A 15,792-nucleotide genomic window follows, 5' to 3' on the forward strand; every position below is an offset into this window, starting at 1 on the left:
TTATCAACAGCGGCAGCGCCAACGAGGCTACCTCGCCGGGTCGCCTATCCGCCGACTTTTGCCGTACTCCGCGGACATGTCGCCGGGCCACACGGAAAACCGCAGCTCAGGACCCGTCGCAGACCATTCGGCCGAACACGGCGGTGGCAGCCGCGGCCGCCTGCGCGCACTACAGTGCTACGGCATGAACCTCCCCGAACGGGCTCAAGTCGTCATCATCGGCGGCGGCGTCATCGGCACCTCCGTCGCATACCACCTGGCCAAGAGCGGCGTCACCGACGTCCTGCTGCTGGAGCGGGACCGGCTCACCGCCGGCACCACCTGGCACGCCGCCGGGTTGATCGTGACGTTCGGGTCGCTGTCGGAGACCTCGACCCGGCTGCGACAGTACACCCGCGACCTCTACGCGTCCCTGGAGGCGGAGACCGGGCTGTCCACCGGGCTGCGGCAGTGCGGCTTCATCGAGCTGGCCGCCGACGAGGGCCGGCTCGAGGAGTACCGCCGGGTGGCCGCCTTCAACCGGCACCTGGGCGTCGACGTGCAGGAGATCTCCCCGGCCGAGGTCCGCCAGCTGTTCCCGCTCGCCCGCACCGACGACGTGCTGGCCGGGTTCTACGTGGCCGAGGACGGCCGGGCCAACCCGGTGGACGTGACCATGTCCCTGGCCAAGGGGGCGCGGCTGCGGGGCGTGACGATTTTGGAAGGGGTACCGGTGACCGGGACCCTGCGCCGCGGGGACACGGTCACCGGGGTGCGCACGCCGTTCGGTGACGTGGCGGCCGAGACGGTCGTCAACTGCGCCGGCATGTGGGCCCGGCAGCTGGGCGAGGAGGCCGGCGTGAGCGTCCCGCTGCAGGCCGCCGAGCACTACTACCTCATCACCGAGCCGATCGAGGGCGTCAGCGCCGCCCTGCCGGTGCTGGAGGATCCGGGGTCGTACGGGTACTTCCGGGAAGAAACCGGCGGCCTGATGGTCGGGCTGTTCGAGGGGCGGGCGGCGCCCTGGAGCGTCGAGCGGGTGCCGGAGAGCTTCTCGTTCGGCACGCTGCCACCGGACTGGGACCGCATGGCGCCCTACCTGGAGGCGGCCATGGCCCGCATCCCGGTGACCGCCACCGCCGGGGTGCGCACCTTCTTCTGCGGGCCGGAGAGCTTCACGCCCGACCTGGCGCCGATCTTCGGGGAGTCCCCGGAGCTGCGCAACTACTTCGTGGCGGCCGGGATGAACTCGATCGGCATCCTGACCGGGGGCGGGATCGGCCGGGCGCTGGCGACCTGGATCGCCGACGGCCGGCCCGACGTCGACGTGACCGGGATGCACATCGACCGGCTCCAGCCGTACCAGCGAAATCGCGACTATCGTCGCCGCCGGACCGTGGAGGCCCTGGGCCAGGTCTACGCCGCCCACCTGCCGAACAAGGCGCTGACGTCGGCCCGGGACGCGCGCCGCTCCCCGCTGCACGCGGCCGTCGAGCCCCTGCGACCGTATCGGCGGGACGTGTCGGGCTGGGAGATGCCGGACTTCTACGAGTTCTCCGGCAATGTCGTACCGTCGTGGGGACGCCCGGACTGGTTCGGCCAGTGGGCGGCCGAGCACCGGGCGGCCCGGGAGGACGCCGTGCTGATGGATATGTCGTTCATGGCGAAGTTCCTGGTCCAGGGGCGGGACGCCGGGGCGGCGCTGGAGGAGCTGTCGGCCAACCGGGTGTGCCAGCCCGGGCGGGTCACCTACACCCAGTGGCTCAACGAGGGCGGCACGATCGAGGCCGACCTGACCGTGACCCAGCTGGACGAGGACCGGTTCTGGGTGGTCGCCTCCGACACCGCGCACCGGCACGCGCTGACCCGGCTGCGCCGCCACCTGGGCGACCGGCACGCGTTCGTCACCGACGTCACCTCGGGCTGGGCGCAGATCAACGTGCAGGGGCCGCGGTCGCGCGCGGTGCTGGAGGCGGCCGCCGAGGCCGAGGCCGGGCTGCCGTTCCGCGGCGCCGCCGAGATCGAGATCGGGTACGCCCGCGTGCTGTGCCTGCGCATCACCTACGTCGGCGAGCTGGGCTACGAGCTCTACGTCCCGGCCGAGCAGGCGGTGCACGTGTACGACCGGCTCGTCGCCGCCGGGGCCGGGCACGGGCTGCGCCACGCCGGGCTCAAGGCCCTCGCCAGCCTGCGCATGGAGAAGGGGTACCGCGACTACGGCCACGACATCGACAACACCGACCACGTGCTGGAGGCCGGGCTGGGCTTCGCGGTGGCGCTGGACAAGGGCCACTTCATCGGCCGGGACGCGGTGCTGGCCCGGCGGGAGCGCGGGCCGCTGACCCGGCGCCTGGTCCAGGTGCTGGTCACCGACCCGAAGGCGCTGCTGTTCCACGGCGAGGTGGTGCGCCGCGACGGCCGGGACGTCGGCTACGTGCGGGCCGCCTCCTACGGCCACACCCTCGGCGGCGCCGTCGGCCTGGCCATGCTCGACGCCGGCGCCGACCCGCTCGACCAGGCGTGGCTCGACGCCGGCGCGCTCACCGTGGAGATCGCCGGCGCCACCTATCCGGCCCGCGCCTCGCTGCGCCCCCTGTACGACCCCACCGGCGAACGCGTCCGGTGACCGCTGATCATCGGCCATTCGGGCAAAATCTCACGCCAGGTAGTCATTTGCACACATCCTGTTTGGTGGGCGGGCCGCGATGGGCGCGGCCCGCACATCACGGGGGAGCACGAAGGATGCAGATCAGCAGACTGGGCCACACCGCGGTCGCGCTCGGCCTGGGGCTGGCGATGGCGGTGACCACGGGCGCACCGGCCTCGGCGTCGGGCACGTACTCGTTCGCCGGCGTGACGGACTGGGACAACGACGGCAACACCGACATCGTCGCCCGCGACCCGAACGGCGACCTGTGGCTGTTCCCGGGCGAGTCGACCCGCGCGCCGTCCTCCGCCAAGCCGGCCCAGATCGGCAGCGGCTGGAACGGCTACACCTTCACCGGCCTGGCCGACTGGGACAACGACGGCAACCAGGACATCATCGCCCGCACCGTCTCCGGCGACCTGCTCCTCTTCCCCGGCGCCTCCCTCCGCGGCGTGGCGACGACGCCACCGGTGCAGATCGGCCTGGGCTGGAACGGCTACACCTTCGTCGGCCTCGCGGACTGGGACAAGGACGGCAACACCGACATCGTCGCCCGCGACCTGAGCGGCGAGCTGTGGCTCTTCCCGGGCCAGTCGATCCGGGGGTACAGCACGGCGGCTCCGGTGCGGCTAGGCTCGGGCTGGAACGGCCTGGACTTCGCCGGCATCGCCGACTGGGACAAGGACGGCAACACCGACATCATCGCCCGCGGCACCCTGGGCGAGCTGTTCCTCTTCCCCGGCGAGTCGACCCGCGCCCCCTCCACGCAGCCCCAGGTCCAGATCGGCACCGGCTGGAACGGCTACGACTTCGCCGGCGTGACCGACTGGGACAACGACGGCAACCAGGACATCCTGGCCCGCATGACGAACAACGACCTGTGGCTCTACCCGGGCGAGTCGACCCGCGCCCTGAGCGGCCAGCCCCCGGTCCAGATCGGCACCGGCTGGTAGCGCCCGCCACACCCTCGGCCCAGCCAGCCGCCGGCTCGACTCCGCCCGACCGGCTCTGCCCGTCGGCTCCGGCCGCAGCCGGCTCGGCTCGATCGGCTTCGGCCGTAGCCGGCTCGGCTCGATCGGCTTCGGCCGTAGCCGGCTCGGCTCGGTCTCGCCTCGACCGTGACCGGCCAGGCTCCGGCCCGGCCCCGGCCCGCGGCTTGGCCGGGCTTGGCCCAACTGCAGGCTAGTCGGCACATACCCGAAATATCCGATAAGTCCGGCGACTCCGTCGCCGGACTTATCGGATTTATCCGTCGGCGCCGGATTCGATCGCTTTCTCCGACCCGAAGGCCGGGCCCGAGGGGAAGGCGACTCCGGGGCGGCGCGGCCGGGGCGGGTGAATGTCTCCGTGATCATGATGCCCGCAATGCCCGCGCTACGGGTTTGCCATGATCCCGGAGACTTGATGTACACGGGTGTACATCAACGCTCCGTGATCATGAAAAACCGCTGGTGTCGGTGCCCGGTTTGCATGATCACGGAGACTTGTGGTCGCTGCTCCGGGCTGCGTGGCGGGCGGCGTCCGACATGTGGGACGTGGTCGCCGATCGCGGCGTCCCGGGGGTTGGGGCCGGCCGCGCTCAGTCCGCGAAGCGGTGGCGGCCGGGGTGGGCGGCCCAGGCGGCGCCGACCGGGGGGCGGAAGTCCGCCACCGCGGCGTGGTAGTCGCGCAGCAGCCGGGCGATGGCCACCAGGCCGGACTTGCGGGCGGCGTGCGCCCAGCCGGCGGTGCCGGACTCGCCGTCGAGGCGCCGGACTCGCCGTCGAGGTAGGAGAGCACCTCGCGGCCCTCGGCGTCGACGCCGAGGAAGCGGGGCGCGTGCGGGAATCCGGCGGCCTCCAGGTGACGCAGCAGCGCGTGGACCGACGGGCTCCACGGGTGCAGGGGCCGCCGCACGGTGTCACCGATGCGCACCACCGCCCGGTGCGGGTCGCCCTGGAGGAGCTCGACGCACGCCACCGTCCCGAAGGAGCTCGATGCGCACCATCGTCCCGGAGGAGCTCGATGCGCACCACCGTCCTGGAGGAGCTCGATGCACACCATCGTCCCGGAGGAGCTCGATGCGCCCGACGGTACCGGGAAGCCGCGGGGATGTCCCCCGCGTGCCTGATGTTCGCCCGCCGTTCCCGGCCGCGACAGGAGCCGCCGCGAGAGTGACCTCCATGTTCACCCGACGCCAGCTGCTCACCGGCGCTGCCGCCACCACCGGCGCCATCATCCTGCCGCTGACCGCGGCCGACCCGTCCGCCGCCGAGCCGGTGCGCGGCGGCCACGGCGGGGACCACCACGGCCCGGACTCGCCGTTCGCGCTCGGGGTCGCCAGCGGCGACCCGCTGCCCGACGGGGTCATCCTGTGGACCCGGCTGCTGCGGGGCGGGGCGCCGCTGCCGGCGCGGCCGGTCGAGGTCGCGTGGCAGGTGGCCCTCGACGAGCGGTTCCGCCGGGTGGTGCGGGCCGGGCGGGTGACGGCGCTGCCGCAGCTGGGCCACTCCGTGCACGCCGACGTGCGCGGGCTGCTGGCCGGGCACGAGTACCACTACCGCTTCCGCGCCCTCGGCGAGCTCAGCCCGGCCGGGCGCACGAAGACCGCGCCGCCGCCGTCCAGCGACGGTGGGCGGCTGCGCTTCGGCATCGTCAACTGCCAGGACTTCCAGAACGGCTACTGGCCGGCCTACACCGGCCTGGCCGCCGAGGACCTCGACGTGGTGCTGCACCTGGGCGACTACATCTACGAGTACGACCCGCACAGCGCCTTCGCCGACCGCAACCACACCACGCCGCACACCCCCGGCCTCGACCAGCTGCAGACGCTCGACGACTACCGGGCCCGGCACGCGCAGTACAAGGGCGACCCGGCGCTGCGGGCCGCGCACGCCGCCTTCCCGTGGATCGTCACCTGGGACGACCACGAGACCGAGAACAACTACGCCGGGCTGATCGACGAGATCGACGACACCGGCGCGCAGCACCAGTCGCCGGACCGGTTCGCCAGGCAGCGGGCGGCGGCGTACCAGGCCTACTACGAGCACATGCCGATCCGCGCCAACCTCAAGCCCGGCAGCGCCGACCTGCGGATCTTCCGCCGGTTCGACTTCGGCCGGCTGGCCCGGTTCAACGTGCTCGACACCCGGCAGTACCGCACCGATCAGCCCGGCGGCTTCCCGGGCGACTTCGGCCTGATCGAGGCCGGCACCGGCAACACCGCCGGCACGCTGACCGGCGAGGACCAGGAGCGGTGGCTGCGCGACGGCCTGGACCACTCGCCGGCCCGCTGGAACGTCATCGCCCAGCAGGTCATGATGAGCCGCACGAAGCTGCCGAACCCGACCGGCGGCGTCCCGCCGCTGCTGGCCAACCTCGACCAGTGGGACGGCTACGCGCCGCAGCGTACCCGGCTGCTCAAGCACCTCGCCGACGCCCGGGTGAAGAACCCGGTGGTGCTGGCCGGCGACATCCACTCGAGCTGGTTCAGCGAGCTCAAGGTCGACTTCGACCGGCCCGAGCAGGCCCCGGTGGCGGTCGAGTTCACCGCCACGTCGGTCAGCTCGGACTTCCCGATCGCCTTCGACGCGCCGCTGAAGCAGGTCAACCCGGTGCTGAACCCGCACGTGCAGTACTTCGACGGCTCGCGCCGCGGCTACCTGCGCTGCGAGGTCGGCAAGGACCTGTGGCGCACGGACGCGCGCACCGTCGACACCATCGCCACGCGCACGGCGCCGGTGTCGACGAGCGCGTCCTACGTCGTCGAGGCCGGAACCAATACGCTCAGCAGGAGTTGAGCATGGTCTGCAGCGCGGACTTCTCCGCGGACTGCAGTTTCAGGCTCCAGGTGTACTTCACGCTGATCCACATCCGCGCGTAGGTGCACCGGTACGACGCCAGGGGCGGTTGCCAGGCCGACGGGTCCTTGTCGCCCTTGGACTGGTTGACGTTGTCGGTCACGGCGATGAGCTGCGGGTGGCTCAGGTCGTTGGCGAAGCTCTGCCGCTTCGAGGTGGTCCACGCGTTCGCGCCGGACTTCCACGCCTCGGCCAGCGGCACCACGTGGTCGATGTCGACGTCGGAGGCGGCCGTCCAGGTCGCCCCGTCGTAGGGGCTGTACCAGTTTCCGGAGGTGGCCGAGCAGGAGCTGTTGGTGACGACCGACGTGCCGTCGCGCTTGAGCACGGTCTCGCGGGTGTCGCACGAGCCGCTGATGGTGATCCAGTGCGGGAAGAGGTCGCGGGAGTACCCGCTCGTGGACCCCTCGGCGGCCACGGTGAGCGTGTTGAGCTCCGACTGCGCCGTGGCCTTGGAGGGGATCCCGGGCGGTGTCGCCCCGGCCGGTGCGCCCGCGACTGCCCCCGCCACGACGACGCCACCGGCGCCGAGCAGCACGGCGGCGACGAACCGCCCGATCCGAACCATCGACATGCCTGCCTCCTTCAATGATGTTGAAAGCAGAATATCGAGGCACATAAATGCCAGGTAGCCGATCGGTGGCCGATTTGCGTACTAGCCACCAAAGGTCCGGAATCGGCGACCCTTGACTCCACCCCGAACGTGTCGCCCCGGCTGCCGAGGGTGAACGATCGGGCCTTCGGTGTGCCGTCTATGACCTCCGCCAACGACACTGACGAAGCTCGCTGGCAGGATGTGAGGGTGCGTCAGTTCCGGACCCTGGCTATGCGGGTGCGCTCCCCCGAGGCGAGCGCGGCGCTGACGCACGCCGCCCAGCGCATCGGCCTGCCGGTCGAGCAGCTGCCGGGCGACCCGGCCGAGGTGAAGGGGCTGCACTCGGCCGACGGGGTGGCCTGGCGGGCCGCGGGCGGCTACCTCACCACGCTGATCGCCGGCGGCGCCGACGTCTGCCTCTACGGCGCCTCCCCGTCCTGGTTCGCCGCCCTGCCCAAGGACGTGACCGGCCGGGACATCCGCCTGGTCAGCGTCGGTGAGGCGCCCGACGTGGTCGGGCCACGCCCGGCGGTGGCCAAGCTCGCCGACGAGAAGCACCCGGCGTTCTCCGCCGCGTGGGTGCGCAACGCCGACGACCTGCGCAAGCGGCTGCGGACCGCGCGGCTGCCGGCCGACAGCACGCTGATCATCATGGACCACTGGCTGGACCTCGCCTCGGAGTACCGGGTGTTCACCATCGGGCGGGAGCCGGTGGCCTGGTCGCCGTACCTGGTCGAGGGCGAGGAGTGGAGCCCGTCGCTGCGCATGCACCGCGCGTCCTGGCACGAGGAGGCGGCGCAGTTCGTGGCGATGATGCTCGCCGAACTGCCGGCGCCGGACGTGCCACCGACCGCGGTGATCGACGTCGGGCGCACCGACGCCGGGCAGTTCGCGGTGCTCGAGGTCAACAACGTGTGGAGTTCCGGGCTCTACAGCTGCGACCCCGACGGCGTGCTGCGGGCCGTGCTCGCCGCCAACGACCCCGACTGCGCCCCGCGCTGGCGCTGGCAGCCGGCCCCGGCGCTGGGCGCCTGAGCCCGTGCCCGACCTCGCCGCCCGGCTGCGGATCGAGTTCCACTGGCGCGGCGGCCCGGACGTGGTCTTCGCCGACATCACCGAGTGGTGGCGCGACCCGGTCGTCCTGCGCGACCTGCCGCCGGCCCTGACCGCGCTGGTCCCGGGCCCGGTGCCGACGGTCGTGCTCGGCCCGGCCTCCCGCGGCACGCTGCTCGGCGCCCTGATCGCCGCCCACCTCGGCGTCGGCCTGGTCGAGGTGCGCAAGAACGACCGGATGGCGCTGCACTCGCCGTTCCACATCGCCCGGGACCTCCCGGCCGGCTACCACGAGGGCGGCGCGCGGCTGAGCTTCCGCCGGGCGCTGGTCCGCCCGGACGACCGGGTGCTGTGCGTGGACGACTGGGTGGAGAGCGGCGGGCAGGCCCTGGCGATCCAGGACATGGTGGCCGAGATCGGCGCCGCGTGGCTCGGCCTGGCCTGCGTGGTCGACGACCTCGGGGACCGCGCCGAGGTTCGGGCCCGCCTCGGCGTGCGCGCCCTGCTCACCGCCGAGGCGCTGCAGGCCGACTGAACCGGGTAACTCCGGGCCCCTTTCGAAACATCGGAATCCTTGACTGCGATCAGCTCCGCTCGTATCGTCAGCGAGTGTTAACCGCTTAATCAACCCTCCCCGCCAGGAGGTCACGATGTACCGCAGAACGCTTGCCGCCACCCTCGCCGGCGCGCTCGCCCTGACCGGCTTGGCCGGCTGCGGGGGCGGCGACACCGGCGGCGACGGGAAGATCGGCGGCGAGATCACCGTGCTGACCCAGCGCACGGACATCGTCAACACGGTGTTCGCCGGCTACAAGCAGACGTTCGAGGCGAAGTACCCCGGCACCACGGTCAAGTTCGAGGCGATCACGGACTACGAGGGCGAGGTCCGGGTCCGGATGAACACCAAGAACTACGGCGACGTGCTGCTCATCCCCAACTCGGTCAACACCGACCAGCTGCCCGCGTTCTTCGAGCCGCTGGGCACGGTCGACGAGCTCAAGGACAAGTACCGCTTCGTGCGCACCGAGCAGACGTACGACGGCAAGGTCTACGGGCTGGCGATCACCGGCAACGCCCAGGGGTACGTGTTCAACCGGAAGGTGTGGGCGCAGGCCGGCATCACGCAGCCGCCGAAGTCGCCGGAGGAGTTCCTCGCCGCGCTCAAGGCGATCAAGGACAAGACCGGCGCGATCCCGCTGTACACCAACTACAAGGACGGCTGGCCGCTGGGCCAGTGGGAAGGGGCCCGCGGCGCGATCAGCGGCGACCCCGACGCGGCGATCAAGCTGGCCCGCGACGACGCCCCGTGGGGCCCGGGCAAGGAGCACTACATCCTCGACTCGCTGCTCTACGACGCGGTCAAGGCCGGCTACACCGAGCCCGACCCGGCGACCACGAACTGGGAGCAGTCCAAGGGCCTGCTCGGCACCGGCAAGATCGCCACGATGATGCTCGGCTCGTGGTCGATCGTGCAGATGCGGCAGGCCGCGCCAAGTACGGACGACATCGGCTACTGGCCGTTCCCGCACCAGGTGGACGGCAAGTTCTACACGGTCGTCGGCGGCGACTACAAGAACGCGATCAACCGCAACTCGAAGAACAAGGCGACCGCCCGGGCCTGGATCGACTGGTTCACCGACGAGTCGAACTACGCCACCGACCAGGGCGGCGTGTCGGCGCTGAAGAACGCCGCGATGCCCGCGACCCTGGCCGACCTGACCGCGGTGAAAACCGAGTTCATCGAGCTGAACCCGGCGCCCCCGGGCGAGGAGGGGCGGGCCGACAAGATAGGCAACTCGGCCGAGATCGCGCTCTACGACGGCAAGTACCGCCAGGGCATCGTCGACGCGGCCCGCGGCGCGAAGAACGAGTCGAAGGACCAGCTTTTCGCCGATCTCAACAAGAAATGGTCGCAGGCGCGGGCGAAGCTCAAGTGAGCACCCGCCGCGGCCGGCTCACGCCCTACGCATTCCTGGTCCTGCCGCTGGCATTCCTGGTCGCGTTCACATACATCCCGGTCGCGAACATGTTCTGGTACAGCGTCACGTCCTGGGACGGGCTCAGCCCCACGAAGGATTTCGTGGGGCTGGGCAACTACGTCGAGATCTTCACCCGGCCCGAGCTGTTCGGCGTGCTCAAGGTCAGCCTGTACTACGTGGGCGGCGCCGTCGTGCAGATCCTGCTGGCGCTCTATTTCGCCACGGTCCTGAGTTTCGACACCCGGTTCCGCACCGTGTTCAAGGGCGTCATCTTCTTCCCGTACCTCATCAACGGCGTCGCCATCGGCATGATCTTCCTGTTCTTCTTCCAGCCCGGCGGCACCCTCGACTCGGCGCTGTCCGCCTTCGGCCTGGGTGACCTGAGCCAGCAGTGGCTGGGCGACCCGTCGGTGGTCAATTACTCGCTGGCCGGCACGTCGATCTGGCGGTACCTCGGACTGAACTTCGTCCTGTTCCTGGGCGCTGTCCAGTCGATTCCGGCGCACCTCTACGAGGCCGCCGAGCTCGACGGCGCCGGCCGCTGGGCGCAGTTCCGGTACATCATTCTGCCCGGTATCCGCCCGATCGTCGGGCTCTCCTTCATCCTGGCGATGTCCGGCGCCCTGTCGGTGTTCGAGATCCCGTTCATCATGACCGGCGGGGCGAACGACAGCGAGACGTTCGTGATCCAGACCGTCGACATGGCGTTCAAGTACTACAAGCTCGGGCTCGCCTCGGCGATGGCCGTGGTGCTGCTGGTGATCATCCTGCTGGTGACGTGGCTGCAGCGGCGGGTCGCCCCGGACGAGCAGGCGACCCTGTCGTGAGGGCGGCGCTGAAGTACCTCACGCTGCTCGGCGCGACCGCCGTCGTGCTGCTGCCGCCGCTGGTGCTGGTGTTCGCCTCGCTCAAGACGCACCAGGAGTTCGCCACCACCGGGCCGTTCGACCCGCCGCGGGACTGGCTCAACCTGCGCAACTACGCGACCGCCTTCACCCAGGGCCACATGCTGCGCGGCTTCGCCAACACCTCGATCATCCTGGCCGTGTCGCTGGCCGGCACGGTGCTGATCGGCTCGATGGCCGCCTACGCCATCGACCGGTTCGACTTCCGGCTGCGCTCGGCGGTCATCGCGCTGTTCACGCTGGCCACGCTGGTGCCCGGGGTGACCACGCAGGTGGCCACGTTCAAGGTGGTCGACACGCTGGGCCTCTACGACACCCGCTGGTCGGCGGTCGCGCTGTTCCTCGGCACCGACATCATCGCGATCTACATCTTCCGCCAGTTCCTGCGCGGCATCCCGACCGAACTGGACGAGGCCGCGGCCCTGGAGGGCGCCGGCCCGTTCACCATCTACCGGAAGATCATCCTGCCGCTGCTGAAACCGGCGATCGCCACCGTCGTGATCATCAAGGGCATCGCCATCTACAACGAGTTCTACATTCCCTTCCTCTACATGCCCTCCCAGGAGCTCGGCGTCATCTCCACCTCCCTCTTCCGCTTCAAGGGTCCCTTCGGCGCCCAGTGGGAGGTCATCTCGGCGGGAGTCATTCTGGTCATCGTCCCGACCCTCATCGTCTTCCTGCTGCTGCAGCGCTTCATCTACAACGGCTTCACGGCAGGGGCAACCAAATAGCGTGTATGGTCCGCAGCGATGACTGAGCAGCAGGGGCGGGTGACGATCCGGCAGGTCGCGGTGCACGCGGGCGTGTCCGAGGCCGCCGTGTCCTATGCGCTCAACGGGCGGCCCGGCGTCTCCGAACGGACCCGGGAGCGGGTGCTGGCCGCCGCGCGCGAGCTGGGCTGGACGCCGAACATCGCCGCGCGCTCGCTCGGCACCGCCCGGGCCAACGCGGTCGGCATGGTGCTCGTCCGGCCGCCGCGGGTCATGGTGGTCGACTCGTTCTTCACCCAGATGCTCAGCGGCGTCGAGGCCGAGCTCAACCGCGGCGACGTGGCGCTCGTGCTGCACCTGGTCGACGACTTCGCCGAGACGATCGACGTGTACCGCCGGTGGTACGCCGGCCGGCACGTCGACGGCGTGATCCTCACCGACCTGCGCCACGGCGACCCGCGCCCGGCCGCGCTGCGCGCCATCGGCCTGCCGGCCGCGGTCATCGGCGGCGGCCCCGACCTGTCCGGGCTGAGCTCGGTGGACGCCGACGTGGCCGGCACCGCCCGCGGGATCGTCGGCTACCTGCGGGCGCTGCGGCACCGGGTCGTCGCGCGGGTCGCCGGGCCGCAGGAACTGCTGCACACCGGGCAGCGCGACGCGGCCTACGAGGCGGCCGTGGAGGAGCTCGGCGAGATCAGTTACCAGGTGGTGTACACCAACTACAGCGCCGCCGACGGCATGCGCGCGACGCGGGAGCTGCTGAGCCTGGCCGATCCGCCGACCGCGCTGGTCTTCGACAACGACGTCATGGCCGCGGCGTCGCTGAAGGTCGCGCACGAGATGGGCCTGGCCGTGCCGGCCGACTTCTCGGTCGTCGCCTGGGACGACTCCGACCTGTGCCAGATCACGGTGCCGGAGATCACCGCCGTGACGCAGAGCCCGGCCCTGCAGTCGGAGCTGACCGCCCGGGCGCTGCTGGCCGCGCTGGCCGGCAACGGCGAGACGCACGTGACGCTGCCGCCGGGCACGCTGACCGCCCGCCAGTCCACCCGGCCGCCGCGATCGCGCGGTTGACACCGCTTCGCGCGCCGAAATAGGGTTCAGCTTTCGGTTACTTATCCGGTTCAGTTCGGGAGTTCTCCATGCCTGCACCGCGGCCCCTGCACACCGGCTGGACCGTCCGGGCCGCCGAGCCCGGGGCCGTGGCCTTTCCCGCCGCGGTGCCCGGCTGCGTGCACACCGACCTGCTGGCCGCCGGCGCGATCCCGGATCCGTTCCTCGACGACAACGAGCGGCGGCTGCACTGGATCGGCCGCTCGGCCTGGCTCTACGAGACCACGTTCGACGCGGAGGGGCTGCGCGGCGACCGGATCGACCTCGTCGCCGACGGGCTGGACACGGTCGCGACCGTCGAGCTCAACGGGGTCGAGGTGGCCCGCACGGCGAACATGCACCGGGAGTACCGCTTCGACGTCGGCGCCGTGCTGCGCCCCACCGGCAACGAGTTGCGGGTGCGCTTCGACTCCGCCTACGACTACGCCGAGTCGGTGCGCGACGCGGTCGGCCCGCGGCCCAACGCCTATCCTGAACCGTTTCAGTACATCCGCAAGATGGCCAGCAACTTCGGCTGGGACTGGGGCCCGACCGTGGTCACCGCCGGGATCTGGCGGCCGATCGGGCTGGACGCCTGGTCCACGGCGCGGCTCGCCGCGGTGCGCCCCCTCGTCACGGTCGCCGGCGGCACCGGCACCGTGGAGGTGCGGGTCACCGTCGAGCGGGCCGCCGACCGGCCGCTGACCCTCACCGCCGCGATCGGCGGCCACGAGGCCACCGCCGAGGTGCCGGCCGGCGCGACCGAGGCCTCGGTCCGGGTCGAGGTGCCCGGCGCCGAGCTGTGGTGGCCGCGCGGCTACGGCGAGCCGCGACGCTACGAGCTCGACGTGACCCTGCGCGACGGCGACGGCGCCGTCCTCGACGCCTGGCGGCGCCGGGTCGGGTTCCGCACGGTCGAGCTGGACACCGGGCGCGACGCCGACGGCACCCGCTTCGTGCTGCGGATCAACGGCACGCCGGTGTTCGCGCGCGGGGTCAACTGGATCCCCGACGACGCGTTCGTGACCCGGGTCGGCCGGGAGCGCTACGCCGAGCGGATCGGCCAGGCGATCGCCGCGGGCGTGAACTACCTGCGGGTGTGGGGCGGCGGGCGCTACGAGAGCGACGACTTCTACGACCTGGCCGACGAGCTCGGCGTGCTCGTCGGCCAGGACTTCCTGTTCGCCTGCGCGGCGTACCCGGAAGAGGAGCCGATCGGCGGCGAGGTCGCCGCGGAGGCCCGCGAGCAGGTGGTCCGGCTGATGCCGCACCCGAGCCTGGTGCTGTGGGTGGGCAACAACGAGAACATCTGGGGCTTCCACGACTGGGGCTGGCGCGAGGAGCTGGCCGGGCGCACCTGGGGCGAGGGCTACTACCTCGGCGTGCTGCCGCGGATCGTCGCCGAGCTCGACCCGACCCGGCCCTACTGGCCCGGCACCCCGTATTCCGGCGATCCCGCGATCCACCCCAACGACCCGGCCCACGGCACGACCCACATCTGGGACGTGTGGAACACCCACGACTACCGCCACTACGGCAGCTACCGCCCGCGCTTCGCGGCCGAGTTCGGCTTCCAGGCCCCGCCCACGTTCGCCACGCTGCGCCGGGCGGTCAGCGACGAGCCGCTCGCGCCGGACTCGCCCGGCGTGTGGTACCACCAGAAGGCGACCGGCGGCAACGAGAAGCTCGCCCGCGGCCTGCAGGGCCACTTCCCGCCGCCGCAGGGGTTCGACGACTGGCACTGGGCCACGCAGCTCAACCAGGCCCGGGCGATCGCCTTCGGCGTCGAGCACTTCCGCTCGCTGCGCCCGCTGTGCACCGGCACGATCGTCTGGCAGCTCAACGACAACTGGCCGGTCACCTCGTGGTCGGCGGTCGACGGCGACGGCCGGCGCAAGCCCCTGTGGTACACCCTCCGCCGAAGCTATGCGGAGCGGCTGGTCACGCTGCAGCCGCGCGACGGCGCCCCGGCGCTCGTGGCGGTCAACGACACGCTGTCGCCCTGGCGGGCCCGGGTGGAGGTGCGCCGCCTCACCTTCGCCGGCGACCCGCGCGCCAAGGCCACGATCGAGCTCGACGTCCCGCCCGCCGGCGCGGCGACGGTCACGCTGCCCGCGGAGCTGACCACCCCCGACGACCCGGCCGCGGAGCTCGTCGTCGCCGACGGCGCCGGCGAGCGCGCCCTGTGGTTCTTCGCCGAGGACGTGGACCTCGCCTACCCGGCCCCGGCCGCCGACGTCACGGTCCACCCGGCCGGCGACGGCGTCGACCTGGAGATCACCGCCGGCACCCTGCTGCGCGACCTGACGGTCTTCGCCGACCGGGTCGACCCGGCCGCCACCGTCGACCGCCAGCTGCTCACCCTGCTGCCCGGCGAGTCGGTCACGCTCCGCGTCCGCGGCACCGCCGAGACCGGCCCGGCCGTCTGGTCCGCTCCCCCGGTCCTGCGCACCGCCAACGACCTGGTCGTCAGCGCCAGCGCTCACCCCGGCGGGTCACGGAGTTCGAGTACACGTACCCCCACGGAATAGTCACCACGATCACGACGATCCAGAGGACCTCGCCGGTCAGGTCGCGGGTGGCCGCGTCCATCCGGTGATCGAGCCAGAGCGGCAGCGCGACGACGCCGAGCCAGATGGCCTTCCACGCCACCTCGAACAGCATGATCGGCAGCAGCCGCACCGGATACCGCAGCCCGAGCAGGCCCAGCAGCGACATCCCCACCAGCATGCAGACCACCGCGCTGTCCATCAGCGGCCACGGCCGAGGCCGCGGCACCGCCGCCCGGCCCGGCTCCGGGCGCCCTCAGCCGCCGCGAGACCGGCGTCGCCCGGCTGGTGGCCGAGGGGCTGAGCAACCGGGAGATCGGCGCCCGGCTGTTCATCTCGGAGCGCACGGTGGAGAGCCACGTGCGCAGCATCCTGACCAAGCTCGGCTTCACCTCGCGCACCCAGATCGCCGGCTGGCTCGCCGCCCAGGACCACTGACCGGGG

13 protein-coding genes are annotated in these 15,792 nt (G+C 71.7%); 11 read left to right on the top strand and 2 right to left on the bottom strand.

The genetic code is table 11. The annotated features are described in order from the left end of the window. Positions 1 to 184: 184 nt before the first annotated feature. From ACQPXD_RS32960 to ACQPXD_RS32970, 3 genes are all read left to right on the top strand, one after another. Positions 185 to 2,605: an FAD-dependent oxidoreductase gene (locus ACQPXD_RS32960; protein WP_432825236.1), complete on the top strand. Its 2,421-nt coding sequence runs from the start codon at positions 185 to 187 to the stop codon at positions 2,603 to 2,605. 116 nt (positions 2,606 to 2,721) lie between these two features. Continuing rightward, positions 2,722 to 3,579 carry an FG-GAP repeat domain-containing protein gene (locus ACQPXD_RS32965; protein ID WP_432825237.1) on the top strand — a complete coding sequence of 286 codons (858 nt, stop codon included), beginning with the start codon at positions 2,722 to 2,724 and terminating at the stop codon, positions 3,577 to 3,579. Between the two features lie 1,209 nt (positions 3,580 to 4,788). Further along, positions 4,789 to 6,405 carry an alkaline phosphatase D family protein gene (locus tag ACQPXD_RS32970; RefSeq protein ID WP_432825238.1) on the top strand — a complete coding sequence of 539 codons (1,617 nt, stop codon included), beginning with the start codon at positions 4,789 to 4,791 and terminating at the stop codon, positions 6,403 to 6,405. Here ACQPXD_RS32970 and ACQPXD_RS32975 read toward each other — a convergent pair. Then, positions 6,392 to 7,039, bottom strand: coding sequence for an HNH endonuclease family protein (locus ACQPXD_RS32975; protein ID WP_432825239.1), 648 nt, complete (start codon positions 7,037 to 7,039; stop codon positions 6,392 to 6,394). The genes ACQPXD_RS32970 and ACQPXD_RS32975 overlap by 14 nt on opposite strands. Before the next feature lie 228 nt (positions 7,040 to 7,267). Between ACQPXD_RS32975 and ACQPXD_RS32980 the strand changes: the two genes are divergently transcribed. The 7 genes from ACQPXD_RS32980 to ACQPXD_RS33010 all read left to right on the top strand — a co-directional run bounded on the left by ACQPXD_RS32980 (position 7,268) and on the right by ACQPXD_RS33010 (position 15,330). Beyond that, positions 7,268 to 8,095, top strand: coding sequence for an ATP-grasp domain-containing protein (locus tag ACQPXD_RS32980; RefSeq protein ID WP_432825240.1), 828 nt, complete (start codon positions 7,268 to 7,270; stop codon positions 8,093 to 8,095). A 4-nt stretch (positions 8,096 to 8,099) separates the two neighbouring features. Then, a complete protein-coding gene (locus ACQPXD_RS32985; protein WP_432825241.1) occupies positions 8,100 to 8,648 on the top strand; it encodes a phosphoribosyltransferase family protein in 549 nt (182 codons plus the stop codon). A gap of 115 nt (positions 8,649 to 8,763) precedes the next feature. Next, entirely contained in the window at positions 8,764 to 10,050 is a 1,287-nt protein-coding gene (locus ACQPXD_RS32990; RefSeq protein ID WP_432825242.1) for an ABC transporter substrate-binding protein, read from the top strand. Then, entirely contained in the window at positions 10,047 to 10,919 is an 873-nt protein-coding gene (locus ACQPXD_RS32995) for a carbohydrate ABC transporter permease (RefSeq protein WP_432825243.1), read from the top strand. Before ACQPXD_RS32990 ends, ACQPXD_RS32995 begins: the two co-directional genes overlap by 4 nt. After that, complete coding sequence (locus ACQPXD_RS33000; protein ID WP_432825244.1) at positions 10,916 to 11,728, top strand: carbohydrate ABC transporter permease; 813 nt, start codon at positions 10,916 to 10,918, stop codon at positions 11,726 to 11,728. The genes ACQPXD_RS32995 and ACQPXD_RS33000 overlap by 4 nt, the downstream gene beginning before the upstream one ends. Positions 11,729 to 11,746: 18 nt before the next feature. Next, positions 11,747 to 12,781, top strand: a complete 1,035-nt coding sequence (locus tag ACQPXD_RS33005) for a LacI family DNA-binding transcriptional regulator (RefSeq protein WP_432825245.1) — start codon at positions 11,747 to 11,749, stop codon at positions 12,779 to 12,781. A gap of 68 nt (positions 12,782 to 12,849) precedes the next feature. Continuing rightward, the gene (locus ACQPXD_RS33010) at positions 12,850 to 15,330 is read left to right on the top strand and encodes a glycoside hydrolase family 2 protein (RefSeq protein WP_432825246.1); all 2,481 of its coding nucleotides are present in this window, start codon (positions 12,850 to 12,852) and stop codon (positions 15,328 to 15,330) included. Here ACQPXD_RS33010 and ACQPXD_RS33015 read toward each other — a convergent pair. Then, positions 15,269 to 15,550, bottom strand: a complete 282-nt coding sequence (locus tag ACQPXD_RS33015; protein ID WP_432825247.1) for a hypothetical protein — start codon at positions 15,548 to 15,550, stop codon at positions 15,269 to 15,271. The genes ACQPXD_RS33010 and ACQPXD_RS33015 overlap by 62 nt on opposite strands. Before the next feature lie 86 nt (positions 15,551 to 15,636). Between ACQPXD_RS33015 and ACQPXD_RS33020 the strand changes: the two genes are divergently transcribed. Then, positions 15,637 to 15,786: a response regulator transcription factor gene (locus ACQPXD_RS33020; protein WP_432825248.1), complete on the top strand. Its 150-nt coding sequence runs from the start codon at positions 15,637 to 15,639 to the stop codon at positions 15,784 to 15,786. The last annotated feature ends 6 nt before the right edge of the window (positions 15,787 to 15,792 follow it).

It is taken from the genome of Dactylosporangium sp. CA-092794, assembly GCF_050948465.1.
Lineage (GTDB): Bacteria > Actinomycetota > Actinomycetes > Mycobacteriales > Micromonosporaceae > Dactylosporangium.